Annotated in this window: 14 protein-coding genes and 1 tRNA gene; 11 read left to right on the forward strand and 4 right to left on the reverse strand. The window is 70.7% G+C overall.

Annotated elements, in window-relative coordinates:
* Positions 1-113 precede the first annotated feature (113 nt).
* Positions 114-776 carry a DegT/DnrJ/EryC1/StrS aminotransferase family protein gene (locus KWI83_RS28600; RefSeq protein WP_218517353.1) on the forward strand — a complete coding sequence of 221 codons (663 nt, stop codon included), beginning with the start codon at positions 114-116 and terminating at the stop codon, positions 774-776.
* Positions 777-872: 96 nt separating this feature from the next.
* A tRNA-Thr gene (locus KWI83_RS28605) sits at positions 873-945 on the forward strand.
* Between the two features lie 48 nt (positions 946-993).
* On the opposite strand, the gene KWI83_RS28610 is transcribed toward KWI83_RS28605, so the two are convergent.
* The gene (locus KWI83_RS28610) at positions 994-3,744 is read right to left on the reverse strand and encodes a SpoIIE family protein phosphatase (RefSeq protein ID WP_218517286.1); all 2,751 of its coding nucleotides are present in this window, start codon (positions 3,742-3,744) and stop codon (positions 994-996) included.
* Between the two features lie 405 nt (positions 3,745-4,149).
* On the opposite strand from KWI83_RS28610, the gene KWI83_RS28615 reads away from it, so the two are divergent.
* The 9 genes from KWI83_RS28615 (at position 4,150) to KWI83_RS28655 (ending at position 18,828) form a co-directional block, all read left to right on the forward strand.
* Complete coding sequence (locus KWI83_RS28615; RefSeq protein ID WP_218517287.1) at positions 4,150-9,597, forward strand: HAMP domain-containing protein; 5,448 nt, start codon at positions 4,150-4,152, stop codon at positions 9,595-9,597.
* 232 nt (positions 9,598-9,829) lie between these two features.
* Entirely contained in the window at positions 9,830-10,507 is a 678-nt protein-coding gene (locus KWI83_RS28620; protein ID WP_189702184.1) for a two-component system response regulator, read from the forward strand.
* 186 nt (positions 10,508-10,693) lie between these two features.
* Complete coding sequence (locus tag KWI83_RS28625) at positions 10,694-13,432, forward strand: DNA translocase FtsK (protein WP_218517288.1); 2,739 nt, start codon at positions 10,694-10,696, stop codon at positions 13,430-13,432.
* Positions 13,433-13,705: 273 nt separating this feature from the next.
* Positions 13,706-14,545 carry a helix-turn-helix domain-containing protein gene (locus tag KWI83_RS28630; protein ID WP_218517289.1) on the forward strand — a complete coding sequence of 280 codons (840 nt, stop codon included), beginning with the start codon at positions 13,706-13,708 and terminating at the stop codon, positions 14,543-14,545.
* Between the two features lie 130 nt (positions 14,546-14,675).
* Positions 14,676-16,178 carry a 30S ribosomal protein S12 methylthiotransferase RimO gene (rimO, locus tag KWI83_RS28635; protein WP_218517290.1) on the forward strand — a complete coding sequence of 501 codons (1,503 nt, stop codon included), beginning with the start codon at positions 14,676-14,678 and terminating at the stop codon, positions 16,176-16,178.
* On the forward strand, positions 16,175-17,080 hold the full coding sequence (pgsA, locus tag KWI83_RS28640; RefSeq protein WP_218517291.1) for a CDP-diacylglycerol--glycerol-3-phosphate 3-phosphatidyltransferase: 906 nt from the start codon (positions 16,175-16,177) through the stop codon (positions 17,078-17,080). The genes rimO and pgsA overlap by 4 nt, the downstream gene beginning before the upstream one ends.
* Entirely contained in the window at positions 17,077-17,622 is a 546-nt protein-coding gene (locus KWI83_RS28645; RefSeq protein ID WP_218517292.1) for a CinA family protein, read from the forward strand. The genes pgsA and KWI83_RS28645 overlap by 4 nt, the downstream gene beginning before the upstream one ends.
* Positions 17,623-17,731: 109 nt before the next feature.
* Entirely contained in the window at positions 17,732-18,112 is a 381-nt protein-coding gene (locus KWI83_RS28650) for a helix-turn-helix domain-containing protein (protein WP_030616674.1), read from the forward strand.
* A gap of 245 nt (positions 18,113-18,357) precedes the next feature.
* Positions 18,358-18,828: a Dps family protein gene (locus tag KWI83_RS28655; RefSeq protein WP_218517293.1), complete on the forward strand. Its 471-nt coding sequence runs from the start codon at positions 18,358-18,360 to the stop codon at positions 18,826-18,828.
* A gap of 857 nt (positions 18,829-19,685) precedes the next feature.
* On the opposite strand, the gene KWI83_RS28660 is transcribed toward KWI83_RS28655, so the two are convergent.
* From KWI83_RS28660 to KWI83_RS28670, 3 genes are all read right to left on the reverse strand, one after another.
* Positions 19,686-20,450 (reverse strand): SDR family NAD(P)-dependent oxidoreductase, encoded by a 765-nt coding sequence (locus KWI83_RS28660; RefSeq protein WP_218517294.1) that lies wholly within the window; start codon positions 20,448-20,450, stop codon positions 19,686-19,688.
* A gap of 32 nt (positions 20,451-20,482) precedes the next feature.
* Positions 20,483-21,349 (reverse strand): Fpg/Nei family DNA glycosylase, encoded by an 867-nt coding sequence (locus KWI83_RS28665; RefSeq protein ID WP_218517295.1) that lies wholly within the window; start codon positions 21,347-21,349, stop codon positions 20,483-20,485.
* Between the two features lie 148 nt (positions 21,350-21,497).
* On the reverse strand, positions 21,498-26,498 hold the full coding sequence (locus KWI83_RS28670) for an ATP-dependent helicase (protein WP_218517296.1): 5,001 nt from the start codon (positions 26,496-26,498) through the stop codon (positions 21,498-21,500).
* Positions 26,499-26,639 lie beyond the last annotated feature (141 nt).

The following is a 26,639-nucleotide window of genomic DNA, read 5'->3' on the forward strand; positions in this document are numbered from 1 at the left end:
AATTATTGACGGGTTGGACCCGGAACTTCGGTTCCGGGTCCAACCCTTTTTTGTTCTGCGTCACTTGAAGTTCACGTTGCGGAACCACGATCCGCAGCATGGGTACTGCTGCAATGCTCAGGGCTGCCGGTGTCGGAGTCGGTGACGAGGTCATCGTGCCGGCCTTCGGGAACGTCGAGGTCTCCGAAGCGGTGACCCTGGCAGGGGCTCGCCCGGTGTTCGCCGATATAGACCCGGTGTCGTACTGCCTCGACGCGTCCGCGGTCGAAGCGGTCGTGACTCCGCGCACCGTGGCCGTCGTTGTCGTACACCGATTCGGTCGGCCGGCGGATGTCGTACGACTGCATGCTGTGGGGCAGCGGCACGGGATCTTGGTCCTGGAGCAGGGGGAGTCCGAGGCGCCGTACGACGAGGTCGCGCAGCGTCGGCAGCGGGCCGCCTATCTGGATGCGAAGTTGAAGGGTGTCCACACGCCGGACGGCGGGGTCGGGCACACCTATCAGCAGTACGTGGTGCGGGTGCCCGGGAACGGGCGGCCGGACCGGGATGCGTTCGCACAGGCCCTGCGAGCCAGGGGAGTTGAGTGTCGAGTGCCGGTGAAGACGCCGGTGCATCGGCTGCCGGCATTTCGGCAGTGTGTATCGCTGCCCGAGACCGAGCGGGCCGCCGCGGAGACACTGGCGCTGCCGGTGGACGGAGGTTTGACGAAGCGGGACATGCAGCGGATCGCGTCCGCGTGCAACGCGCTGGGCGGACTGTTGCAGCCCGCCCTCTGATCGTTTCCGGTGCCGGGCGACCGTGGTTGGGAGCACGGGTCTGTTCGGGGTATGATCTATTCCGTTGCCGCGAGGGAAATCTCGGTAAGGCGACCGGCCCCTATAGCTCAGTCGGCAGAGCGTCTCCATGGTAAGGAGAAGGTCAACGGTTCGATTCCGTTTGGGGGCTCCGACGCAAAAGGCCCCCGCCCATTTGGGCGGGGGCCTTTTGCGTCGTTCAGGAGTTGTGCAGGCCCGGGACGCGCATCGCCAGGATCGCCATGTCGTCGGAGGGGGCGTCCGAGGCGAAGCGTTCCACGGCGCGCATGATGCGGGCCGCGACCGCGCCCGCCGTGAGGCCGGTGCAGGTGGTGAGGACGTCGGCGAGACCGTCGTCGCCGAGCATGCGGCTGCCCTCACGGCGTTCGGTGACGCCGTCCGTGACGCAGAGAAGGACATCGCCCGGGTCGAGGGTGACCGTCTGCTCGTAGAGGTCCAGGTCCTCCAGGACTCCGAGCAGCGGCTGGGGTTCGGCGGCGGTCTCCACCGTGCCGTCCTGGCGCAGACGCAGGGGGAGCGGGTGGCCGGCGCAGACCACCTTCAGCTCCGCGCTGCCGTCCTCCTGGGGGCGCATCTCGCCGTACAAGAGGGTCAGGAAGCGGCTGCGGGCGCCCTCGTCGAGGATCGCGGAGTTGAGGCGCTGCAGGACCGCGGGGCCGCTGAGGCCCTCGCGGGCGAGCAGGCGCAGGGCGTGCCGGGCGAGGCCCGTGACGGCGGCAGCGTTCGGCCCCGTACCGCAGACGTCGCCGATGGCGAAGCCGTAGGCGCCGTCGCGGATGGGGAAGAGGTCGTAGAAGTCGCCGCCGACTTCGTTTCCTTCGCCGGCCGCGCGGTAGATGACCTCGACCTCGACGCCCTCGATCTCGGGGAGTTCGGGCGGCAGGAGGCTGCGCTGGAGGGACTGGCTGATGGCCGTGCGCTCCGAGTAGAGGCGGGCGTTGTCCAGCGCGAGGGCGGCCCGGCGGCTCAAGTCCTCGGCCAGTTCCAGGATCTCCTGGCGGAAGTGTTCGTCGGTGGGCTTGCCGAGGGTGAGCATGCCGATGACGCGGTTGCGGGCGACCAGGGGGAGGACGACCGTCTCGCCGCCTACCGCGGAGGCCGTCGCCAGGGTCGTACCGATGCCGCCGCTGAGCGTGGCGGGTTCGCCGAGGCCCAGGCTGCGCATGGACGTGCGGAGGGCCGCCTGGTGGGCGGCTTCCGCCGGGGCCGACCAGACGCGGGCGCCGGGGGTGGGGACCGGGTCGGGCGGGGGGATCTTCGACAGCAACGACTTGATGCCGTCGATGAGTTCCTCGTCCTCGTGCAGCACGTACGAGAGGTACGGCTCCGAGGCCTGGTCGGCGATCGTGTAGACCGCGCACCAGGTGGCCAGCGTCGGGACCGTCATCTGGGCCATCAGGGCGAGCGTCTGGTCGCGGTCCAGGGTGCCGGCGAGCAGATCCGAGGCCTCGACGAGGAAGCTCAGGGAGCCGCGGCGGAGCCGTTCGAGTTCGCCGAGGCGGGCCGACTCGACGGCGAGGGCGATGCGGTCGGCGGCGAACTGCAGGCGCAGCGCCTCCTCGTTGGAGTATCTGCCGGGCGCCTCCGCGGCGACGCCGAGGGAGCCGGTGAGACGGCCCTCGACCTTGAGCGGGACCGTGACGACCGAGCGCATGCCCGTGCCGTTGAGCAGCGGTACGGCGCCGGGGACGGCGGTGAGGTCGTCGTGGACGGCCGGCATGCGGGCCGAGCCGTAGCGGCCGGGGCCCGCCTCGACGGGGACGCGGGCGAAGCGCTGGCGGGCGGAGGGCAGGCCCGTGGAGGCGCGGACCTCCAACTCCGTTTCGTCGTCGGTGGCGAGGAGCAGGAACGCGGAGTCGCCGTCGAGCATGTCGCGAGCGCGTTCGACCGTGCGCTGGAGGAGGCCGTCGAGGTCGTCCGGGGCGGGGGAGCCGATGAACACCTCGAAGGGGTCGGTGCCGTGGCCCTCGGGGGAGGTGGTCGTGTCGGACGCCGGGATGCGCAGCGGCGTCTGCAGGACGGCTCGTTCGTGGTCGCGGACAAGGAGGCAGACCGTGGAGGGCTCACCGGCGGTGTCGCGGACGCGGAGGTGGGAGGCGTACACCGGTACGACCCGGCCGGCGGCGTCGCGGATGCCGTAAGTGCCTTCCCAGCGCGAGAGTCGCAGCGCCTCGGCGATGCCGGTGCTGGTGCCCGGGGTCTGCGGCCAGGCGGCGAGGTCGGTGAGGGGTTTGCCGGTGACCTGCTCGCCCTGGTAGCCGAAGAGTTCCTCGGCGTCGTCGTTCCAGGCCGTGATGGAGCCGTTGCGGTCGATCTGGATGACGGCGACGCGGACGCGGCCGTCGGCCAGCGGGAGCAGGTCGGCCGGGAGGGACGGGCCGGCGGTACGGGTACCCACGGGGCGTTCGGGGAGGTCGAGTTGGAACCAGACCTGCTTGTGCGTGGGTGTGTACTCCACGCCCCAGCGGCCGGCCAGGGCCGCGCACAGCTGAAGGCCGCGGCCACCCTCGCGGTCGGGGCTGCCCATGTTGACGGCGGAGCCCTGGAGCGGGACTTCGCGCTCCGGATAGTGGTCGGCGACCTCGATGCGTACGCCGTCGTCGAGGCGCAGGCACAGGACGTCGGCCGTGGTGCCGGCGTGCACCACGGCGTTGGTGACGAGTTCGCTGGTGAGCACCACGGCGTCGTCGACGATGTCGGCGTACCCCCAGCCCTGGAGCGTGTCGCGGACGAAGGATCGCGCGGAGGCGACCGAGCGCCCGACGGGCTCGAAACTGGCGGCCGCGCGCGCGGTGATCACAGAACTCCTCGACCTGCTCTCGACGTCCTGGGCTGCGGGGCCGACCGGCTCGCCTCGCGTCTGCGACGGCAGGCCGCTCGTCGGCCGGGGGTCCGGGGGCTGTTCCCCCGGGATCAGTCCGGTGGTCATGTGTGCGGCCGCCCCTCCGATGCCCGCTCGTTCTCGTGCCACCGCCCAGGCCGGACGGAACCGGTGCGGCTGGACAGCCGCATGCAAGGTTACTTACCTTCGCGGTTCATGCGGATGCCGGTCTGCAGTGTTTCCGTCCGGAGGGTGTGCGGACGATGTGCGAAGCTGCCGAACTGTTATGGCCTGGTTCGGCCGGGGTGAAACACTGGGCAGGCTTTCCGGTGGAGGTCCGGACAGGGCGAATGTGATGCCCGTACGGCGGGCAGCAGCCCCTGGTGCGGTCCGGTACCTCCTGGTGAGATTGACGGCTGGTACCACCGGGCGCAGATACGCAGTAGTAATCGGTACGCCGAGCAGTAGCAGCCGAGCACAGCAGTAATGGTCGACCCCTGCGGGAGGGACACAGTGGAGTCTGGCGCAGCGACGCGGGGCACGAAGCCGCGCGCGAAGGGCGGACAGTCCCCGAGCAGCCGGAACGGGACCACAGAGGTGGACACGGCTGCCCTGAACCGGCTGAAGGCGGCTCTGGTCTCCATGCGGGACGGCAACTTCCGCAAGCGGCTGACGGTGTCCGGGGACGGCGTGATGGCGGAGATCGCCGCCGTCTTCAACGAGGTCGCCGACCGAAATCTGCACCTTACGGGTGAGTTGTCTCGGGTGCGGCGTGTCGTGGGACGTGAGGGAAAACTCACCGAACGGCTGGAGACGGGGGCCTGTGAGGGGTCCTGGGCGGCCGCGATCGACGCCTCGAACGCCCTGGTCGACGATCTGGTGTGGCCGGTGTCCGAGGTCAGCCGGGTGCTGTTCGCGGTGGCCGAGGGCGATCTGTCGCCGCGGATGGAGCTGCGGACGAACGCGCCCGACGGGACCGGGCATCCGCTCCGCGGGGAGTTCCTGAAAGTCGGGCGGACCGTCAACAACCTGGTCGACCAGTTGTCGACGTTCACCGACGAGGTCACGCGGGTGGCGGGCGAGGTGGGCACCGAGGGCAAGCTGGGCGGGCAGGCCCAGGTGCGCGGTATGTCCGGTTCGTGGAAGGACCTGACGGAGTCCGTCAACACGATGGCGGACCGGCTGACCGCCCAGGTGCGGGACATCGCGCTGGTGACGACGGCGGTCGCGAAGGGCGATCTGTCCCGGAAGGTCACGGTTCATGTGGCCGGCGAGATGCTGGAGCTGAAGGAAACCGTCAACACGATGGTGGACCAGCTCTCCGCGTTCTCCTCCGAGGTGACCCGGGTCGCGCGTGAGGTGGGTACCGAGGGCGAACTCGGCGGGCAGGCGCAGGTGCCCGGGGTGGCCGGTGTGTGGAAGGAGCTCACGGACTCCGTCAACACCATGGCCGGCAACCTCACCGCCCAGGTGCGCGGGATCGCCGAGGTGACGACCGCGGTCGCCAACGGTGATCTGTCGCGCAAGGTGACCGTGCAGGCGCGCGGTGAGGTCGCCCAGCTCGCCGAGACCATCAACCAGATGACCGAGACGCTGCGGATCTTCGCGGACGAGGTCACGCGTGTGGCCAACGAGGTCGGCGCGGAGGGGCGGCTCGGCGGGCAGGCGAACGTGCCGGGTGCCGCGGGCACCTGGAAGGACCTGACCGACTCCGTCAACACCGTGTTCCGGAACCTGACCACTCAGGTGCGGGACATCGCCGCCGTGACGACGGCGGTCGCCAATGGTGACCTCTCGCAGAAGGTCACCGTGGACGTGGCCGGCGAGATGCTGGAGCTGAAGAACACCGTCAACGGCATGGTGGACCAGCTGTCCGCCTTCGGTTCCGAGGTCACGCGTGTGGCGCGGGAGATCGGCGACGAGGGTGAGCTGGGCGGCCAGGCGCAGGTGCCGGGTGCCGCGGGGACCTGGAAGGATCTGACGGACTCCGTCAACACGGCGTTCCGGAATCTCACCGGACAGGTGAGGAACATCGCCCAGGTGACGACGGCGGTCGCCAATGGTGACCTCTCGCAGAAGGTCACCGTGGATGTCTCCGGCGAGATGCTCCAGCTGAAGAACACCGTGAACCGGATGGTGGACCAGCTGTCGTCGTTCGCCGACCAGGTCACGACGATGGCCCGGGAGGTCGGCACCGAGGGACGGCTCGGCGGCCAGGCGCGCGTGGACGGCGTGTCGGGTACGTGGAAGGAGCTGACCGACTCCGTCAACTCCATCACCGGCAACCTGACCGCTCAGGTGCGGCAGATCGCGCAGGTGACGACGGCGGTGGCGCGGGGTGATCTGTCGCAGAAGATCACCGTGGACGCGCGCGGGGAGATCCTGGAGCTGAAGAACACCGTCAATACGATGGTCGACCAGCTCTCCGCCTTCGCCGACCAGGTGACCCGGGTGGCCCGTGAGGTGGGTACGGAGGGCCGGCTGGGCGGTCAGGCGCAGGTGCCCGGTGTCGCCGGTGTGTGGCGCGACCTGACCGACTCCGTGAACGGCATGGCCGGCAACCTGACCGCTCAGGTGCGGCAGATCGCCCAGGTCGCGACGGCGGTGGCGCGGGGTGATCTGTCGCAGAAGATCACCGTGGACGCGCGCGGGGAGATCCTGGAGCTGAAGAACACCCTCAACACGATGGTGGACCAGCTGTCCTCGTTCGCCGAGGAGGTCACCAGGGTGGCCCGAGAGGTGGGCACCGAGGGCAAGCTGGGCGGCCAGGCCGAGGTGCAGGGCGTCTCCGGCACCTGGAAGGACCTCACCCAGTCCGTCAACTTCATGGCGAACAACCTCACCGTCCAGGTGCGCAGCATCGCCCACGTCACCACCGCCGTCGCCAAGGGCGACCTCTCGAAGAAGATCACGGTCGACGCCAAGGGCGAGATCCTGGAGCTCGTCACCACCGTCAACACCATGGTCGACCAGCTGTCGTCCTTCGCCGACCAGGTGACCCGGGTCGCGCGCGAGGTGGGCACCGAGGGCATCCTGGGCGGCCAGGCGCATGTGCCGGGCGTCACCGGCATCTGGAAGGACCTCAGCGACAACGTCAACCTGATGGCCAAGAACCTCACCGTTCAGGTGAGGAACATCTCCCAGGTCGCCGCGGCGGTCGCCAATGGTGACCTGACACGCACGGTGACGATCGAGGCGCGCGGTGAGGTGGCGCAGCTCGCCGACACGTTCAACACCATGGTGAAGACGCTGAGTTCGTTCGCCGAACAGGTCACCAAGGTGGCCCGTGAGGTGGGTACGGACGGCATCCTCGGTGGTCAGGCGCATGTGCCGGGCGTGGCCGGTACGTGGAAGGACCTCACCGAGTCGGTGAACCAGATGGCGTCCAACCTGACCGGTCAGGTGCGCAACATCGCCATGGTGACGACGGCGATCGCCAAGGGTGACCTGACGAAGAAGATCGACATCGACGCGCGCGGGGAGATCCTCGAACTCAAGACGACCATCAACACGATGGTCGACCAGCTGTCCTCGTTCGCCGAGGAGGTCACGCGCGTGGCCCGCGAGGTGGGCACGGAGGGCCAGCTGGGCGGCCAGGCGCGCGTGCGGGACGTCGACGGCACCTGGCGGGACCTGACGGAGTCCGTGAACGAGATGGCCGGGAACCTGACCCGGCAGGTGCGTGCCATCGCGCGCGTGGCGACCGCGGTGACCCGCGGCGACCTGAACCTGAAGATCGACGTGGACGCCTCCGGTGAGATCCAGGAACTTCAGGACTACATCAACAAGATGATCGCCAACCTGCGCGACACCACGATCGCCAACAAGGAGCAGGACTGGCTCAAGGGCAACCTCGCCCGGATCTCCGCGCTGATGCAGGGCCGGCGGGACCTGGAGGACGTGGCCTCGCTGATCATGAGCGAGCTGACGCCGGTGGTCTCCGCCCAGCACGGGGCGTTCTTCCTGGCGATGCAACCTGCCGACAGCGCGGGCAAGGACGACCCGTACGAGCTGCGCATGCTGGGGTCGTACGGCTACTCGATGGGCTCCATGCCGACGTCGTTCCGGCCCGGTGAGGCGCTCGTCGGCACCGCCGCCAAGGAGAAGCGCACCATCCTGGTGGAGGACGCGCCGAGCGGCTACCTGAAGATCTCCTCCGGGCTCGGCGAGGCGCCGCCCGCGCAGGTGATCGTGCTGCCGGTGCTGTTCGAGGGCAAGGTGCTCGGCGTGATCGAACTGGCCTCGTTCACGCCGTTCACACAGATCCAGAAGGACTTCCTCAACCAGATCGCCGAGATGATCGCGACCAGCGTCAACACCATCTCCGTCAACACCAAGACGGAGGTGCTGCTGAAGCAGTCGCAGGAGCTGACCGAGCAACTGCGTGAGCGCTCCGCCGAGTTGGAGAACCGGCAGAAGGCCCTCCAGGCGTCCAACGCCGAACTGGAGGAGAAGGCCGAGCTGCTGGCCCGGCAGAACCGCGACATCGAGGTGAAGAACACCGAGATCGAGGAGGCGCGGCAGGTCCTGGAGGAGCGCGCCGAGCAACTCGCGGTCTCGATGCGCTACAAGAGCGAGTTCCTGGCCAACATGTCGCACGAACTGCGTACGCCGCTGAACTCGCTGCTCATCCTGGCCAAGCTGCTCGCCGACAACGCCGACGGCAATCTCACCCCGAAGCAGGTCGAGTTCGCCGAGACCATCCACGGGGCGGGCTCCGACCTGCTTCAGCTGATCAACGACATCCTGGACCTGTCGAAGGTCGAGGCGGGCAAGATGGACGTCTCACCGACGCGTATCGCGCTCGTCCAGCTCGTGGACTACGTGGAGGCCACCTTCCGGCCGCTGACCGCCGAGAAGGGCCTGGACCTGTCCGTACGGGTGTCCCCGGAGCTGCCCGCCACGCTGCACACCGACGAGCAGCGCCTCCTGCAGGTGTTGCGCAACCTGCTGTCGAACGCGGTGAAGTTCACCGACTCGGGCTCGGTGGAGCTGGTCATCCGTCCCGCGCGCGACGACGTGCCGCAGGGGATCCGGGAGCAGCTGCTGGAGGCCGGTTCGCTGACCGAGCCGGACGCCGATCTGATCGCGTTCTCGGTGACCGACACCGGCATCGGGATCGCGGCCAGCAAGATGCGGGTGATCTTCGAGGCGTTCAAGCAGGCGGACGGCACGACCAGTCGCAAGTACGGCGGTACGGGCCTCGGCCTGTCCATCTCGCGGGAGATCGCCCAGCTGCTCGGCGGTGAGATCCACGCGCAGAGCGAGCCGGGCCGCGGCTCCACCTTCACGCTGTACCTGCCGCTGCACCCGAGCGAACTTCCCCCGCACGGCTATCAGCCGCCCGCACCCTCGGCCCCGGTGGCCGGGGATCCGGCCGAGTGGCCGGAGCCGCCCGAGGTGGCGGTCGAGACGCCGGCCGAGGTGAGGTCGTACCACGAGACCCAGAACGGCGCCGCCGCGCTCTTCCGGCGTCGCCGCAGGAGCACGCCCGGGGCCGAGCAGCGGTCCCTGCCGCAGGAGGCGTGGCAGGCCGGGGAGAGGGAGGCGGAGACACACCCGCGCGCGGGCGTCCGGTTCGGGGGTGAGAAGGTACTGATCGTCGACGACGACATCCGCAACGTCTTCGCGCTCACCAGCGTCCTGGAGCAGCACGGGCTGTCGGTGCTGTACGCCGAGAACGGCCGTGAGGGCATCGAGGTGCTGGAGCAGCACGACGACGTGGCGGTCGTCCTGATGGACATCATGATGCCCGAGATGGACGGATATGCGACGACCACTGCGATTCGCCGGATGCCGCAGTTCGCGGGGCTGCCGATCATCGCGCTGACGGCCAAGGCGATGAAGGGTGACCGGGAGAAGGCGATCGAGTCGGGTGCGTCCGACTATGTGACGAAGCCGGTCGACCCCGATCACCTGCTGGCGGTGATGGAGCAGTGGATGCAGGCGAACGAACAGTAGATGTCCATGGGAAGTTGTTGACTCACCGTGTGCGTAGCCGTGTAGAAGTGCGGGATTCGGGGAACCTTCTGGTCCGCTGCCGCGTTTCTGCTACGTGCACAGTGACATCGCGGTGACAGGGTGTGGCGACAGGCGGGGTGCGGCTACGATGACCGGCACGAGGATGGGCGGCGTAACGGAGTCGTCCCACGGGGCGGCGCCCGGTGCACTGCCGGGGCGAGGAGGGCGGGCCATGGTGCAGAAGGCCAAGATCCTCCTGGTCGATGACCGGCCGGAGAATCTGCTGGCGCTGGAGGCGATCCTCTCTGCGCTCGATCAGACGCTGGTGCGGGCATCGTCCGGGGAGGAAGCGCTCAAAGCACTGCTCACGGACGATTTCGCGGTCATTCTGCTGGACGTCCAGATGCCGGGAATGGACGGTTTCGAAACCGCGGCGCACATCAAGCGGCGGGAGCGCACCCGGGACATCCCGATCATCTTCCTCACCGCGATCAACCACGGCCCGCACCACACGTTCCGCGGCTATGCGGCGGGCGCGGTGGACTACATCTCCAAGCCGTTCGACCCGTGGGTGCTGCGCGCGAAGGTCTCGGTGTTCGTCGAGCTGTACATGAAGAACTGCCAGCTGCGCGAGCAGGCGGCGCTGCTGCGGCTCCAGTTGGAGGGCGGCGGCAAGGGCGCGGTCGGCGGCAAGGAGTCCGCCGGGCTGCTCGCCGAGCTGTCGGCGCGCCTCGCGGCCGTCGAGGAGCAGGCCGAGGCGCTCTCCAAGCAGCTCGACGACGAGTCCGCGGACGCGGCGGCGGTGGCCACGGCGGCCCATCTGGAGCGCAAGCTCACGGGGTTGCGGCGGGCGCTGGACGCGCTGGAGCCGGGCACCGGCGGGGCTCCCTCGGTGCCGTCGCAGAACTGACGGCGAGCCGGACCGAGTTGCCCGCGCGGAGTTCCCGGCGCGTTCACGGAGCCGCCGGTCGGCGGGCTTGCGCAGGCCACCTGCTCATGAGCCCGCGTCAGCTCCGTGCCCACACAAGGGCGACACGAACGGGTGAAGCAGTAGGCACACGTGTCCGCCGTCGTCTCCACCGGTAACCTCACACCTATGGCCTCACGTCCCTCCGCAGCCAAGAAGCAGCCCGCCAAGAAGGCTGCCGCTTCCGCGAAGGCTCCGGCGAAGAAGGCCGCTGCGAAAAAGGCCCCCGCGAAGAAGGCACCCGCCAAGAAGGCCCCGGCGAAGAAGGCCCCGGCGAAGAAGGCCCCGCCCAAGCCGGCGCCGAGCCCGACCGGGGGCATCTACCGACTCGTCCGCGCCATCTGGCTCGGTCTGGCGCACGCCGTCGGCGCCGTCTTCCGCGGCATAGGGCAGGGCGCCAAGAACCTTGACCCGGCCCACCGCAAGGACGGCATCGCGCTGCTGCTGCTCGCCCTCGCGCTGATCGTCGCCGCGGGCACCTGGTCCAACCTGCGCGGTCCCGTCGGCGACCTCGTCGAAATTCTGGTGACCGGCGCCTTCGGCCGACTGGACCTGCTCGTGCCGATCCTGCTCGCGGTGATAGCCGTGCGCTTCATCCGGCACCCCGAGCAGCCCGAGGCCAACGGCCGGATCGTCATCGGCCTGTCCGCGCTCCTCATCGGTGTGCTCGGCCAGGTCCACATCGCCTGCGGCTCGCCCGCCCGTGGCGCCGGCATGCAGGCCATACGGGACGCCGGCGGCCTCATCGGCTGGGGAGCGGCGACCCCGCTGACGTACGCCCTCGGCGAGATGCTCGCCGTACCGCTGCTGGTGCTGCTCACGATCTTCGGGTTGCTGGTCGTCACGGCCACCCCGGTCAACGCCATTCCGCAACGGCTGCGGCTGCTCGGCACGAAGCTCGGCCTCGTCCGCGCATCCGAGGAGCACGAGGAGTACGCGGACGAGCTCACCGAGGACGACGAGCGCTACGACCAGCAGTGGCGCGAGGCGCTGCCCGCGCGGCCCCGCAGGCGCGGGCAGGCCCCGCAGGCGTACGACCCCGACAGTGCCGAGCAGGACGCCCTCTCCCGGCGTCGCGGCCGCCCCAAGCGCTCGTCCGTGCCGCAGCCCGGAAGGGAGCGGCAGAAGGACGCCGTGGACGTCGCCGCGGCCGCCGCCGCCGCGCTCGACGGCGCCGTCCTGCACGGCATGCCGCCCTCGCCGATCGTCGCCGACCTCACCCAGGGCGTCAGCGTGGCCGACCGGGCGGAGACCACCCCGACCCCGACGCCGGTGCCGGCCGCGCGCCCGCAGCAGGAGAAGCTCGGGACCGAGGTCCGCGACCTCACCAAGGCGCCGCCCGCACAGCCGCGCGACCTGCCGCCGCGTGCCGAGCAGCTCCAGCTGTCCGGCGACATCACCTACGCCCTGCCGTCCCTGGACCTGCTCACGCGCGGGGGCCCGGGCAAGGCGCGCAGCGCCGCCAACGACGCCGTGGTGGCCTCGCTGACGAACGTCTTCACCGAGTTCAAGGTCGACGCCGCGGTGACCGGCTTCACGCGCGGGCCGACGGTGACGCGCTACGAGGTCGAGCTCGGGCCCGCCGTGAAGGTCGAGCGGATCACCGCGCTCACCAAGAACATCGCGTACGCCGTGGCCAGCCCCGACGTGCGGATCATCAGCCCCATCCCCGGCAAGTCCGCGGTCGGCATCGAGATCCCGAACACCGACCGCGAGATGGTCAACCTCGGTGATGTGCTGCGGCTGGCCGAGTCCGCCGAGGACGACGACCCGATGCTGGTGGCGTTCGGCAAGGACGTCGAGGGCGGGTACGTGATGCACTCGTTGGCGAAGATGCCGCACATGCTGGTCGCCGGAGCCACCGGTTCCGGTAAGTCGTCGTGCATCAACTGCCTGATCACCTCCGTCATGATGCGGGCGACCCCGGAGGACGTCCGGATGATCCTGGTCGACCCCAAGCGCGTCGAGCTGACCGCCTACGAGGGCGTCCCGCACCTGATCACGCCGATCATCACCAACCCGAAGCGGGCCGCCGAGGCGCTCCAGTGGGTCGTACGGGAAATGGACCTTCGCTACGACGACCTGGCGGCGTACGGCTACCGGCACATCGACGACTTCAACCGTGCCGTGCGCGAGGGCAAGGTCAAGCCGCCCGAGGGCAGCGAGCGGGAGCTGCAGCCGTACCCCTACCTGCTGGTGATCGTCGACGAGCTCGCCGACCTGATGATGGTGGCGCCGCGGGACGTCGAGGACGCGATCGTGCGCATCACGCAGCTCGCGCGCGCTGCCGGTATCCATCTGGTGCTCGCCACGCAGCGGCCGTCGGTCGACGTCGTCACCGGTCTGATCAAGGCGAACGTGCCCTCGCGGCTGGCGTTCGCCACGTCGTCGCTGGCGGACTCGCGGGTCATCCTCGACCAGCCCGGTGCCGAGAAGCTGATCGGCAAGGGCGACGGGCTGTTCCTGCCGATGGGGGCGAACAAACCGACGCGCATGCAGGGCGCGTTCGTGACCGAGGAGGAGGTCGCGGCCGTCGTCCGGCACTGCAAGGACCAGATGGCGCCGGTCTTCCGGGACGACGTCACCGTCGGCAGCAAGCAGAAGAAGGAGATCGACGAGGACATCGGTGACGACCTCGAACTGCTGTGCCAGGCGGCCGAGCTGGTCGTCTCCACGCAGTTCGGGTCGACCTCCATGCTCCAGCGCAAGCTGCGCGTCGGCTTCGCCAAGGCCGGGCGGCTGATGGACCTGATGGAGTCGCGGAACATCGTCGGGCCGAGCGAAGGCTCCAAGGCGCGTGATGTTCTGGTGAAACCCGATGAGCTGGATGGCGTGCTCGCCGTCATCCGTGGGGAGTCTGAAGGGTAGGCAAGCGGGTACGATCGTCGGCTCGCCGGACCGGTTGTTCGATCGTGACTCACCCGTAAGGGATCATTGAGCAACCGTTTCCCTGTGACGTACGTCAAGTTGAGGGAAGCGACAAACACCTACCCCACCCTTCGTCAAGCACCACACCCGGCAACGGGGCGTCAGGCCATTCCGATGGCGTACAAAGTCCCTCCGTCGGGTTGCCCCACCCTTTTGCACCCCCAATAGACTGAACCTCCAGCACAGGTGGCTACACGCTCGAAAGGCGCCCCCGTGTCCATCGGCAACTCCCCTGAAGACGAGCGTCCGTTCGAAGACGTTTCCGAGGAAGCCCGCCCCTCCATCGGCCGTGCCCTGCAGCAGGCGCGTATTGCCGCCGGGCTGACCGTCGATGACGTCAGTACCGCCACCCGGGTCCGTATCGCCATCGTGCACGCCATCGAGGCGGACGACTTCGCGCCCTGCGGCGGTGACGTCTACGCGCGCGGGCACATCAGGACCCTGGCCAAGCACGTCCACCTGGATCCGGCCCCGCTCCTCGCGCAGTACGACGCCGAGCGCGGCGGGCGTCCGGCGCCGACGCCGGCGGCGCCGCTGTTCGAGGCGGAGCGCATTCGCCCGGAGCGGCGGGGCCCCAACTGGACCGCGGCCATGGTCGCCGCGATCGTCGCCGTGATCGGATTCGTCGGCTTCACCCTGTTCAAGGGCGACTCCGAGGACGCCTCCAAGGTGTCCGTCGCCGAGGGCGCCAACCCCTCGACCGGCAAGACCGCCTCGCCGTCCGCCGACACGCCCAAACCCACCGACCCCAAGCCCGACCCCACCGAGAGCGCCATCGCCGCCGCGCCCCGCGACAAGGTGACCGTCCAGGTCAGCGCCGTCGACGGCCGCAGCTGGATCTCCGCCAAGGACCACAACGGCCGGCTCCTGTTCGACGGGCTCCTCAAGCAGGGCCAGTCCAAGACCTTCCAGGACAGCTCCAAGATCAACCTCGTGCTGGGTGACGCGGGGGCCATCCAGCTGTACGTGAACGGCAAGAAGATCGAGGACGACTTCCAGCCCGGCGCCGTGGAGCGGCTGACGTACACGAAGGGCGATCCGCAGGTCGGCTGAGCGGCCCCTTTCCGAGGGGCGAGGTTCGTACGGGGTTTGCCGAGATCGGCAGGGCCTCCCCGGCGCGGTCCGCTGGAGGCCCTGGCCCCGTCGACGTGGGGTGTCAGTGGGACGAAGTAGTCTTGAGCCCATGCCTGAACGCCGTACCGTCGCACTCGTCACCCTTGGCTGCGCCCGTAACGAGGTGGACTCGGAGGAGCTCGCAGGCCGCTTGGAGGCGGACGGCTGGGAGCTCGTCGAGGAAGCCGCGGACGCGGACGTCGCCGTCGTGAACACGTGCGGCTTCGTCGACGCCGCCAAGAAGGACTCCGTCGATGCCCTGCTGGAGGCCAATGACCTCAAGGGGCACGGCAGGACGCAGGCCGTCGTGGCGGTGGGCTGCATGGCCGAGCGGTACGGCAAGGAACTCGCCGAGGCCCTCCCCGAGGCCGACGGCGTGCTCGGCTTCGACGACTACGGGAACATCTCCGACCGGCTGCAGACCATCCTGAGCGGCGGCATCCACGCCGCCCACACCCCCCGCGACCGGCGCAAGCTGCTGCCGATCAGCCCCGCCGAGCGGCAGTCGGTGTCCGATGTGGCACTGCCGGGCCACGGTGCGCCCGCGGACCTGCCGGAGGGCGTCGCCCCGGCCTCCGGCCCGCGTGCGCCGCTGCGGCGCCGCCTCGACGGCGCCCCGGTCGCCTCGGTGAAGCTGGCCTCCGGCTGCGACCGGCGCTGCTCCTTCTGCGCCATCCCGTCTTTCCGCGGCTCCTTCATCTCACGCCGCCCGAGCGATGTGCTGAACGAGACGCGGTGGCTGGCCGAGCAGGGCGTCAAGGAGGTCATGCTGGTCTCCGAGAACAACACCTCCTACGGCAAGGACCTGGGTGACATCCGGCTGCTGGAGTCGCTGCTGCCGGAGCTTGCGGAGGTCGACGGCATCGAGCGGGTGCGGGTGAGCTACCTGCAGCCCGCCGAGATGCGGCCCGGCCTGATCGACGTACTGACCTCGACGCCGAAGGTGGCGCCCTACTTCGACCTGTCCTTCCAGCACTCCGCGCCCGACGTGCTGCGCGCGATGCGGCGCTTCGGTGACACCGACCGGTTCCTGGAGCTGCTCGACACCATCCGCAGCAAGGCGCCCGAAGCGGGCGTGCGGTCCAACTTCATCGTCGGCTTCCCCGGGGAGACCGAGGCCGACCTGGCCGAGCTGGAGCGGTTCCTGAACGGGGCCAGGCTGGACGCGATCGGCGTCTTCGGCTACTCCGACGAGGAGGGCACGGAAGCGGCGACGTACGACAGCAAGCTCGACGAGGACGTCGTCGCCGAGCGGCTCGCCCACATCTCGCAGCTCGCCGAGGAACTCGTCTCGCAGCGGGCCGAGGAGCGCCTCGGGGAGACCGTGCGCGTGCTGGTGGAGTCGGCCGGCGGCGAGGAGGGCGTGCACGGCCGTGCGGCGCACCAGGCGCCGGAGACCGACGGTCAGGTGCTGCTCACCGGCTTCGCGGGCGGCGAGGCGCTGAGCGTCGGTCGTATGGTCGAGGCAAAGGTGGTCGGTACGGAAGGTGTCGACCTGGTGGCCGAGCCGCTGGCCGCGTTCGTGAGCGCCGGTGGCGATGGCCGGGCCGGCAGTGAGGAGGCGGGCACATGACCGGAGTACCGGCGTCCGCCGCGGGTGGCTCCGCCCAGGCGAGCGGCTCGGCCGCGGCCTCGAAAGGGGCCTCCTCGAACAGGGCTTCCCTGAAGAAGGGCTCCTCGAAAGGCGCGGGGGCGCCCGGTGCTTCCGGCGCGGGCACTGCGGGGGCAGGTGTCTCCGGGGCGGGTGCCACGGGCGTGGGTGCTTCCGCGGCGGGCGCCGCGGGCGTGGGTGTCTCCGGGGCCGGTGCCGTCGGTGCCGGTGTCTCCGGGGCGCAGGTGGGTGCGAAACCGGCGCGCGGCGGGAAGATCGCGGCCGCGGCGGTGAACCAGGCCAGCGTCTGGAACATCGCCAACCTCCTGACCATGCTCCGGCTGCTCCTCGTCCCCGGCTTCGTCGCGCTGATGCTGGCCGACGGCGGATACGACCCCGCCTGGCGCTCCCTCGCCTGGGCGGCCTTCGCCATCGCCATGATCACCGACCTGTTCGACGGCCATCTGGCGCGCAGATACAACCTCGTCACCGACTTCGGGAAGATCGCCGACCCCATCGCCGACAAGGCGATCATGGGAGCGGCGCTGATCTGTCTGTCGGCGCTGGGCGATCTGCCGTGGTGGGTGACCGCGGTGATCCTCGGGCGGGAACTCGGGATCACACTGCTGCGTTTTCTGGTCATTCGCTACGGCGTCATTCCCGCCAGCCGTGGCGGAAAGCTGAAGACCCTTACCCAGGGCGTGGCCGTCGGGATGTATGTGCTGGCGCTCACGGGATGGCTGGCCACCCTGCGGTTCTGGGTGATGGCCGCGGCGGTCGTGCTGACCGTGGCGACCGGACTCGACTATGTGAGACAGGCCATTGTGCTGCGCAGGCGGGGAATTGCCGAGCGCAAGGCTGCGTTGGAGGAGACGGAAGAGTGAGTTCCGCGGCCGCCGAGGTGGTGCGACTACTCACGGTGAGGGGCGAGACCGTCGCCGTGGCCGAGTCGCTGACGGGTGGCCTGGTCGCGGCGGAGCTGACCGCGGTTCCCGGGGCGTCCAAGGCTTTCCGGGGGTCCGTGACGGCGTACGCGACCGCGCTCAAGCACGAACTGCTCGGCGTCGATGCCACCCTGCTGGCGCAGCGTGGAGCGGTGGATCCGCAGGTCGCGGCCCAGATGGCGGCTGGCGTGCGGAAGGCGCTGGGGGCCGACTGGGGCATCGCGACGACCGGTGTCGCCGGGCCGGAACCGCAGGACGGACAGCCCGTCGGGACGGTTTTCGTGGCCCTGGACGGGCCGCTGGGACCGGGTTCCGGTTCTGCCGGTGGCGGAAAAGTGGAGACCCTGAGGTTGAACGGCCACCGGGCGGAAATTCGTATGGAGAGTGTACGGAGCGTACTCGCACTGCTTCTGAGGGAGCTTGCGAGCGAACAGACTGGGAATGAGCGGGCACAGGATACGGAACGGAACGGGGGGTTTTGATGTTTGCAGCCCTGAGTGAACACGACATCGCTCCCCGCACGGCCGCAGCGCGAGGCGGTACGGTGGGGCGTGAAGGATGCGGCTACGCGGTCCGAGGAGGGAGCCACCGATGATTCTGCTCCGTCGCCTGCTGGGTGACGTGCTGCGTCGGCAGCGCCAGCGCCAGGGCCGTACTCTGCGCGAAGTCTCCTCGTCCGCCCGAGTCTCACTCGGCTATCTCTCCGAGGTGGAGCGGGGGCAGAAGGAGGCTTCCTCCGAACTGCTCTCCGCCATCTGCGACGCGCTGGACGTACGGATGTCCGAGCTCATGCGGGAAGTGAGCGACGAGCTCGCCCTCGCCGAGCTGGCCCAGTCTGCAGCGGCCACCCCCAGTGAGCCTGTGCCCACGCCGGTTCGTCCGATGCTGGGTTCCGTATCGGTGACCGGTGTGCCACCGGAACGGGTGACCATCAAGGCGCCCTCCGAGGCGGTGGACGTGGTCGCCGCGTGAGCTGAGTCTCGCGTGTGAGGCATGTGCCGCGTCGCGTGCCGAGTCACCTGCGAGCGAGCGCCTGAGGAAACGTGTGAGGCCCCGGCCGGGGCTTCTCCGGGGAGACCCGGAGAAGCGTGGTCGGGGTTTGCGCGTTTCCGGGGTCTCGCTTCGGGCTCGTTTTCATTCCGTTTTGGGTGCGTTTGCCGGTCCCGGGTGGCGCGGTCATCGTGGAGGGACATGACGGGCGAGCCAACGGAGGTGCGATGTACGTCGTGAAGAGCCCGCTGTCCGACGCCGATCTGAAGACTGTCGCCGAGGCGCTCCAGGGCGCGCTCGTCGATCTGATCGATCTCTCCCTCGTGGCCAAGCAGATCCACTGGAACGTGGTCGGGCCCCGCTTCCGTACCGTGCACCTTCAGCTCGACGAGGTCGTGACCAGCGCACGCGCACACTCCGACACGGTCGCCGAGCGCGCCTCGGCGCTGGGCGTCCCGCCCGACGGGCGGGCCTCGACAGTGGCCGTGGGCAGCGGTATCGGGGCGACGGCCGGTGGCTGGATCAGGGACGCGGAGGCGGTCGAGGCGCTCGTGGACGCGCTGAGGGCGGTGATCGGGCGGATGCGTGGGCGGGTGGCGGCGACTGCGGAGGCGGATCCGGTGTCGCAGGACATTCTGATCGGGATTACGGCGGATCTGGAGAAGCATCACTGGATGTTTCAGGCTGAGAACGGCTGAGGGCTGTGGGGTCGGGTGGTCGGGCGGTTAGCTGGGCTTTGGGGGTGCGTGGGGTTTCCGGGTGCTGGGTGTCTGGGCGTGTTTCTGGGTGTTCGGTGTCTGGTGGCGCCGGTGGCTTGGGTGGCTTGGGTGGCGGGGTGGAGGCCGGGGCGACGCCGCGGGTGGCGGGGTGGCGCCGGTGGCCTGGTGGCTGGGGTGGCAGGGCGGCGTTGGTGGCGGGGCGCCGGTGGTGCCTGTTGGTGCCGGTCTGTCGATCCCCCTGGGTGCCTGGTGTTTGGGTGGAGAGGCTGCCTTCGGTGGATCCGGGAGTGCCTCGGGGTCTGGCCGGCCAGGTTGCCGCCGGTGGTTGTGGGCCGCTGGCGGCCTGGGTGACGGCGCGGTCGGTGACCTGGGTGCTTGGGCGGGGGCGTCGCCTTGGGTGATGGGGTGCTCGGTCGTGAAGTCGGCCTCGGTTGGCGCCGGGTGCTCAGGGCGCGAGGTTGCCCCCGGCTGTCCCCGGTGCCTCGGTTTCCGTCGGCGTCGGTGCGGGGTGCGCCCCTGTGCCGCTGGTGCGCCCTCCCGTGGCGGGAGGGCCCGCGACTAGCGTCGTCCCGGACGTGAGGACGGGCTTTCTGGCGTCGAGCTGGAGGTGACGGCCATGGCGGGGCGGATAGTGCGCTGGGGGGCCGTACTGGGGCTCGGCGCGGTGTGGTGGTGGGCCGTGCTGCGGCTGGCGACGGCGCCTGATGCGGGGGCGCTGGAGGGGGCGGTCGCGGCCGGGGGGTGGGGGCTGAGCCTGTTGCCGGTGCACTGTGTGCCCAGGGGGCGTGCGGCGGGCTCGCTCGGGAGGGCGGCGTGGCGGGCGGCCCGGGGTGCCGCTACCAGGGCATCGCCACGCCCCCGTTCGGACGGAGGATCTGGCCTGTCGTGAACGCCGACGCATCCGAGGCCAGATACAGGACCGTGTGGGCGACATCCTCCGGTTCGCCGACGCGGCCCAGCGGGGACATCCGCGCCATCAGCGCCTCCGTGTGCGCCTGGGCCGCACTGTCGTGGCGGTCGGTCATGGGCGTACGGATCCAGCCCGGCGCGACCGCGTTCACACGGATGCCGTACCGGCCCACCTCGGTCGCCAGCGTCTTCGTCAGCTGTACGACGGCCGCTTTCGCCGCGCCGTAGCACAGCAGACCGGGGCCGCCGGTGTCGACGGCGCCGGACGCCATGGTGATGATGCTGCCCTTCACGTCGTGGGTGAGCATCCGGCGGGCGGCCTCCTGGCAGGCGTGGAGGACGCCCTTGAAGTTGACGTTCAGTACGCGGTCGAGGTCGTCGTCGCTGGTCTCCAGGACCGGGCTGCTGTGCATGATTCCGGCGATCGCGGCCAGCACGTCCAGGCGTTCGCAGGACTCCACGGCCTGTCTGACCTGGGCGCGGTCGGTGACGTCCAGGTGGTGCGTACGGGCTGTACCGCCCTGGTCCTTGATGAGCGTGGCCGTCTCGTGCAGGCCGCGGGCGTCGCGGTCGGCGCAGTGCACGGTGGCGCCTGCCTGGGCGAGCAGGAGTGCGGAGGCGCGGCCAATGCCGTTGGCGGCGCCGGTGATGAGCGCGGTGCGTCCCGTGAGGTCGTATGCCTGTACGGCCATGTGGGGACGGTACGGCGGTTTCTGACGGTGCGTCAATTAGGTGGGCGGTGTTGGGCTGCGCGGGGCGTACGGCTCGGGGTTTCGCGGCTGCGTGGGGTGCCGGGCGTCGGGGACGGGCCGGTCTGGCAGTGCGGGCACCAGTAGGTGGGGCGCTCGCGAGAGCCGTCGCCCTGGTCGGCGACGCGGATGGAGGTGCGGCAGCGCAGGCAGGGGCGGGGTGCGCGGCCGTACACGAACAGGTCCTGGCCGCGGCGGCCCGTCGTACTGCGGACCGGGCGGTCGCGGTTGGCCTCCAGGAGCTTCTTCGCGAGGGCCGGGAGCTTGGCGGCGCGGTCGGCGGGGAGGGCGCCGATCGGGAGCCAAGGGGTGGCGCCGAGCAGGAAGCAGAGTTCGCTCTTGTAGACGTTGCCGATACCGGCGAGATTGCGCTGGTCCAGGAGGGCCTCACCGAGGGGGCGGGTGGGATCGCCGAGCAGGTTGGCCAGGGCCTGGTCCGGGTCCCAGTCCGGGCCCAGGAGGTCGGGGCCGAGGTGGCCGACGACTCGGTCCTCGTCGGTGGTGCGGAGGAGGTCGAGGACGGGGAGGCGATAGCCCACGGCGGTGTGGTCGGGGTTGCCGAGGATGACGCGGATCTGGTGCGCGGGGCCGCCGGTCCAGCGTGCGCCGGTCGGGTACACCTTCCAGGAGCCGTCCATCTTGAGGTGCGAGTGGAGGGTCAGGCCGCCTTCGATGCGGGTGAGGATGTGTTTGCCGCGAGGGGTGACGTCGAGGACGGCCCGGCCGGTGAGGTCGGCCGTCGCGTATTTCGGGACGCGGAGGTCGGAGCGGGTCAGGACCTTACCGGCGAGGGCGGTGTGCAGGCGCCTCGCGGATTGCCAGACCGTGTCTCCTTCGGGCATGGGTTCAGGGTGGCATGTTCGAGTGGATTCTCAGGAGTCGTCTCTGGGGGCTATGGGGCTATGGGGCTATGGGGGCGGGGGTGTCTGGGGGTTTCTCGGGGGTGGGGGGCCTCGGGGACCTCGCTCCCTCCGGCCGTCTGTTGTGGGCTCACGCCCGTAGGCGCAGGCCTCTGGGGGTTGCGATGAAGCCCGCTGATTCAAGGAGGGTGCCTATGGGGGACGTCAGGGCGGGGGTGCCGTTGATGCGTTCCACGGTGACCGTGCCCAGGGAGCCCGCGCGGGCGGCTGCGGCGAGTGCCTCGGCGGCGACGCCCAGGCGTGGGTCGTCGGTGGGGGTGGCGTCCGGGGTGGCGGGCCAGGCCAGCAGGGTCTTGCCGCCGCGTTCCATGTAGAGGGTCGGTTCGCCGTCGACCAGGACGACCAGGGAGCCCGCCTTGCGGCCCGGCTTGTGGCCCGCACCGGTCGGGGGTTCGGGCCAGGGCAGGGCGGCGCCGTACGCGTTCGCCGGGTCGGCGGCGGCGAGGACGACGGCGCGCGAGGCGGGGGTGGGACGGTTGCGGCGGGTGGGTGCGCCGGTGTCGTACGGGGTGCGGCCGCCGTTCTGCCAGGTGGGTGTCCCGGGAGTGGTGGCGGCGTAGTCCTTTGGGGACACGTACTCACCCGGTGCCGGGTGGGCGAGCGGGGCGTCGCCGTCGGGGTCGCTGTACGCCTCGTCGTCCTGGTAGGCGTGGTCGTCGAAGGGGCCGAGGGCGTCTGCGGGGGTGAAATAGCCGTCGGGTGAGCCGGTGGTGCCGTCTCCGAAGGTGCTGCTGTCGGCGGGGGAGCCGGTGCCATCTCCGAAGGTGTCGTTTCCGAAGGGGGAGCCGGTGCCGTTTCCGAAGGTCGGGTCGGGCAGGCCGTCTCCGCGGTCGCGGGCGTTGGCCACGGCTCGGAGGCGGTCGACGGCGCCGTCCATCGCGAACTGGGCCGCGCCGAGGCCCTCCACGACGTAGCCGCGCCGGGCCTGTCCGCTCTCCTCGAAGGCGGACAGGATGCGGTACGTCGCCGAGAACCCGCCCTCGACGCCCTCCGCGGCGACCGCTCCGCGGGTCACCACGCCGTGCCGGTCGAGGAGTGTGCGGGCCAGGGCATGGGCGCGGACGGTGGGGTCGGGTTCGTGGGACGGGAGCAGGGACCAGCGGCCGGCGACGGTGGGCGGGCCGCTGCGGGACGCCGTACGGGCGGCGGCGGTCAGCGAGCCGTAGCGGCCACGCGGGATCGTTCGCTTGGCGCGGTGGGCCGTGGAGCCCGCGGTCCGGCCCGAGCCGAGCAGGGAGCGCAGCGGGGCGAGGGTGTCGTTGGTCAGTCGGCCGGACCAGGCCAGATCCCAGATCGCGTCGGCCAGTTGGGGATCGGTGACTTCGGGGTGCGTGGTGGCACGGACCTGGTCGGCGATCTGGCGGAAGAACAGTCCGTAGCCCCCGGAGAGGGCATTGAGGACGGACTCGTGGAGGGCCGTCAGCTCCAGGGGGTGCGGGCGCGGCAGCAGCAGGGGGGCCGCGTCCGCCATGTACAGGGACACCCAGCCGTCCTTGCCGGGGAGTACGCCCGCCCCGGCCCAGACCACCTCGCCGGCGGCCGTGAGTTCGTCGAGCATCGCCGGGGTGTAGTGGGTGACGCGGGACGGCAGGACGAGCTTCTCCAGGGCGGAGGCGGGCACGGAGGCGCCTTGCAACTGCTCGATGGCGCGCACCAGTCCGTCGATGCCGCGCAGTGCGTGGCCCCGGCCGATGTGCTGCCACTGCGGGAGGAACTGGGCCAGCGCGGCCGGCGGCACCGGCTCCAGTTCGTGCCGCAGGGCGGCCAGGGAACGGCGGCGCAGCCTGCGCAGGACTGCCGCGTCGCACCACTCCTGGCCGATGCCGGCCGGATGGAACTCGCCCTGTACGACCCTCCCCGACGCCGCTAGCCGTTGCAGGGCGCCCTCGGTGACCGCCACGCCCAGGCCGAAGCGGGCGGCGGCCGTGGCCGAGGTGAAGGGGCCGTGGGTGCGGGCATAACGCGCGAGCAGGTCGCCCAGCGGGTCCTTCACCGGTTCCATGAAGGCTTCCGGGACGCCGACCGGCAGGGCTGTGCCCAGCGCGTCGCGCAGGCGGCCCGCGTCCTCGATCGCCGCCCAGTGGTCGGCGCCGGCGATACGGACCCGGATCGCGCGGCGGGCCCCGGCCAGCTCCTGGGCCCACTGCGGCTCGGCGCCGCGCTCGGCCAGCTCGTCGGCGGTGAGCGGGCCGAGGAGCCGGAGCAGGTCGGCGACGCCTTCGGCGTCCTTGACGCGGCGGTCCTCGGTGAGCCACTGCAGCTCCCGCTCCAGCTCGGTCAGCACCTCCGCGTCGAGCAACTCGCGCAGCTCCGCCTGGCCGAGCAGCTCGGCGAGCAGGCGCGAGTCCAGCGACAGGGCGGCGGCGCGGCGCTCGGCGAGCGGCGAGTCCCCCTCGTACAGGAACTGGGCGACGTACCCGAAGAGGAGGGAGCGTGCGAAGGGGGACGGCTCGGGGGTGGTGACCTCGACCAGGCGGACCTTGCGGGACTCAAGGTCACCCATCAGCTCGACGAGGCCGGGGACGTCGAAGACGTCCTGGAGGCATTCGCGGACGGCCTCCAGGATGATCGGGAACGAGCCGAACTCACCCGCCACCTGGAGCAGTTGGGAAGCGCGCTGGCGCTGCTGCCACAGAGGGGTGCGCTTGCCCGGGTTGCGGCGGGGCAGCAGCAGCGCGCGGGCGGCGCATTCACGGAAGCGGGAGGCGAACAGGGCCGAGCCGCCGACCTGGTCGGTGACGATCTGATCGACCTCGCCCTTGTCGAAGACGACGTCCGCGGCACCGACAGGGGCTTGCTCGGCGTCGTACTCCGTGCCCAGCTTCGTCGGCTCCTGGTCCAGCAGGTCCAGGCCCATGAGGTCGGCGTCGGGCAGGCGCAGCACGATGCCGTCGTCGGCGTGCATGACCTGGGCGTCCATGCCGTACCGCTCGGAGAGACGGGCGCCGAGCGCGAGTGCCCACGGGGCGTGCACCTGGGCGCCGAAGGGGGAGTGGACGACGACGCGCCAGTCGCCGAGTTCGTCACGGAAGCGTTCGACGACGATGGTGCGGTCGTCGGGGACGTGGCCGCAGGCCTCGCGCTGTTCGTCGAGGTAGGACAGCACGTTGTCGGCGGCCCAGGCGTCGAGGCCCGCGGCGAGCAGGCGGAGGCGGGCGTCCTCCTTGCCGAGGGAGCCGATCTCGCGCAGGAACGCGCCCACCGCGCGCCCCAGTTCCAGCGGGCGGCCGAGCTGGTCGCCCTTCCAGAAGGGGAGGCGGCCCGGGACGCCCGGGGCGGGAGAGACCAGGACCCGGTCGCGGGTGATGTCCTCGATGCGCCAGGAGCTGGTGCCGAGCGTGAAGACATCCCCGACGCGGGACTCGTAGACCATCTCCTCGTCGAGCTCGCCGACCCGGCCGCCGCCCTTCTTGGGGTCGGCACCGGCCAGGAAGACGCCGAAGAGGCCGCGGTCGGGGATCGTGCCGCCGGAGGTGACGGCGAGGCGCTGCGCGCCGGGGCGGCCGGTAACCGTGCCCGTGACGCGGTCCCACACCACGCGCGGGCGCAGCTCCGCGAACGCGTCGGACGGATAGCGGCCGGCCAGCATGTCGAGGACCGCCGTGAACGCCGACTCGGGAAGCGAGGCGAAGGGGGCGGCGCGGCGGACCATGGCGAGCAGGTCGTCGACCTGCCAGGTGTCCATCGCCGTCATCGCGACGAGCTGCTGGGCCAGGACGTCGAGGGGGTTGGCGGGGACCCTCAGGGACTCGATCGCGCCGGTGCGCATCCGCTCGGTGACCACGGCCGCCTGGACCAGGTCGCCGCGGTACTTCGGGAAGACCACGCCGGTGGAGACCGCGCCGACCTGGTGGCCCGCGCGACCGACGCGCTGCAGGCCGGAGGCGACGGAGGGCGGGGATTCCACCTGGACGACGAGGTCGACCGCTCCCATGTCGATGCCGAGTTCGAGACTGGAGGTGGCGACGACGGCCGGGAGGCGGCCCGCCTTGAGGTCCTCCTCCACGAGGGCGCGCTGCTCCTTGGAGACCGAGCCGTGGTGGGCGCGGGCGATGACGGGCGGGGCGCCCTGGGCGGCGCCGGAGCCGCCCATGAGTTCGGCGGGGGCGTGATGTTCGTCCAGGGTCTCGCCGGTCGCTCGCTCGTACGCGATCTCGTTGAGGCGGTTGCAGAGGCGCTCGGCGAGGCGGCGGGAGTTGGCGAAGACGATGGTGGAGCGGTGGGACTGGACGAGGTCGGCGATGCGCTCCTCGACGTGCGGCCAGATGGACGGGCGGTCCCCGCCCTCGGGGCCGCTGTCGGTGGCCGGGGAGCCGCCCAGTTCGCCCATGTCCTCGACCGGGACCACGACCGAGAGGTCGAACTCCTTGCCGGACTTCGGCTGGACGATCTCCACCTTGCGGCGGGGGGAGAGGAAGCGGGCGACCTCGTCGACCGGGCGGACGGTGGCGGAGAGCCCGATGCGGCGGGCCGGCTTCGTCAGGAGCTCGTCGAGGCGCTCCAGGGAGAGGGCGAGGTGGGCGCCGCGCTTGGTGCCGGCGACGGCGTGCACCTCGTCGAGGATGACGGTCTCCACGCCGGTCAGGGCCTCGCGGGTAGCCGACGTGAGCATCAGGAACAGGGACTCGGGGGTGGTGATCAGGATGTCCGGGGGGCGGGTGGACAGGGCTCGGCGCTCTGTGGCAGGGGTGTCGCCGGAGCGGATGCCCACCTTGACGTCGGGCTCGGGCAGGCCCAGGCGGACGGATTCGTGGCGGATGCCGGTGAGGGGGCTGCGGAGGTTGCGCTCCACGTCCACGGCGAGGGCTTTGAGGGGGGAGACATAGAGGACTCGGCACCGCTTCTTGGGGTCGGCGGGGTGGGGGGTGGAGGTGAGCTGGTCGAGGGCGGCGAGGAAGGCGGCCAGGGTCTTGCCGGAGCCGGTGGGGGCGACGACCAGGACGTCCGAGCCCTCACGGATGGCCTGCCACGCGCCCGCCTGGGCTGCGGTGGGCGCGGAGAAGGCCCCCGTGAACCAGCCGCGGGTCGCGGGGGAGAAGCCGTCCAGGGCTCGGTGTGTGGAGCTCGCCATGGGTCCATCCTGCACCTCGGCACTGACAATGGGGCTGACCTGCGGGTTTGTCTGTGCCGGGGGTGGTGGGGGTGTGGGTGGCGGGGGCTGGTTGGGGGGTGCGTGGCGGTGGCGGAGGCTGGTGGGGGTGCCTGGCGGTGG

Source organism: Streptomyces sp. TRM70350, from assembly GCF_019219825.1.
Lineage (GTDB): Bacteria > Actinomycetota > Actinomycetes > Streptomycetales > Streptomycetaceae > Streptomyces.

Excerpts from the sequence above, each read along its gene's own strand:
- KWI83_RS28600 (WP_218517353.1), top strand. The coding sequence starts at position 114 with ATGCTCAGGGCTGCCGGTGTCGGAGTCGGTGACGAGGTCATCGTGCCG.
- KWI83_RS28610 (WP_218517286.1), bottom strand. The coding sequence starts at position 3,744 with ATGACCACCGGACTGATCCCGGGGGAACAGCCCCCGGACCCCCGGCCG.
- KWI83_RS28620 (WP_189702184.1), top strand. The coding sequence starts at position 9,830 with ATGGTGCAGAAGGCCAAGATCCTCCTGGTCGATGACCGGCCGGAGAAT.
- KWI83_RS28625 (WP_218517288.1), top strand. The coding sequence starts at position 10,694 with ATGGCCTCACGTCCCTCCGCAGCCAAGAAGCAGCCCGCCAAGAAGGCT.
- rimO (WP_218517290.1), top strand. The coding sequence starts at position 14,676 with ATGCCTGAACGCCGTACCGTCGCACTCGTCACCCTTGGCTGCGCCCGT.
- pgsA (WP_218517291.1), top strand. The coding sequence starts at position 16,175 with ATGACCGGAGTACCGGCGTCCGCCGCGGGTGGCTCCGCCCAGGCGAGC.
- KWI83_RS28650 (WP_030616674.1), top strand. The coding sequence starts at position 17,732 with ATGATTCTGCTCCGTCGCCTGCTGGGTGACGTGCTGCGTCGGCAGCGC.
- KWI83_RS28655 (WP_218517293.1), top strand. The coding sequence starts at position 18,358 with ATGTACGTCGTGAAGAGCCCGCTGTCCGACGCCGATCTGAAGACTGTC.
- KWI83_RS28660 (WP_218517294.1), bottom strand. The coding sequence starts at position 20,450 with ATGGCCGTACAGGCATACGACCTCACGGGACGCACCGCGCTCATCACC.
- KWI83_RS28665 (WP_218517295.1), bottom strand. The coding sequence starts at position 21,349 with ATGCCCGAAGGAGACACGGTCTGGCAATCCGCGAGGCGCCTGCACACC.
- KWI83_RS28670 (WP_218517296.1), bottom strand. The coding sequence starts at position 26,498 with ATGGCGAGCTCCACACACCGAGCCCTGGACGGCTTCTCCCCCGCGACC.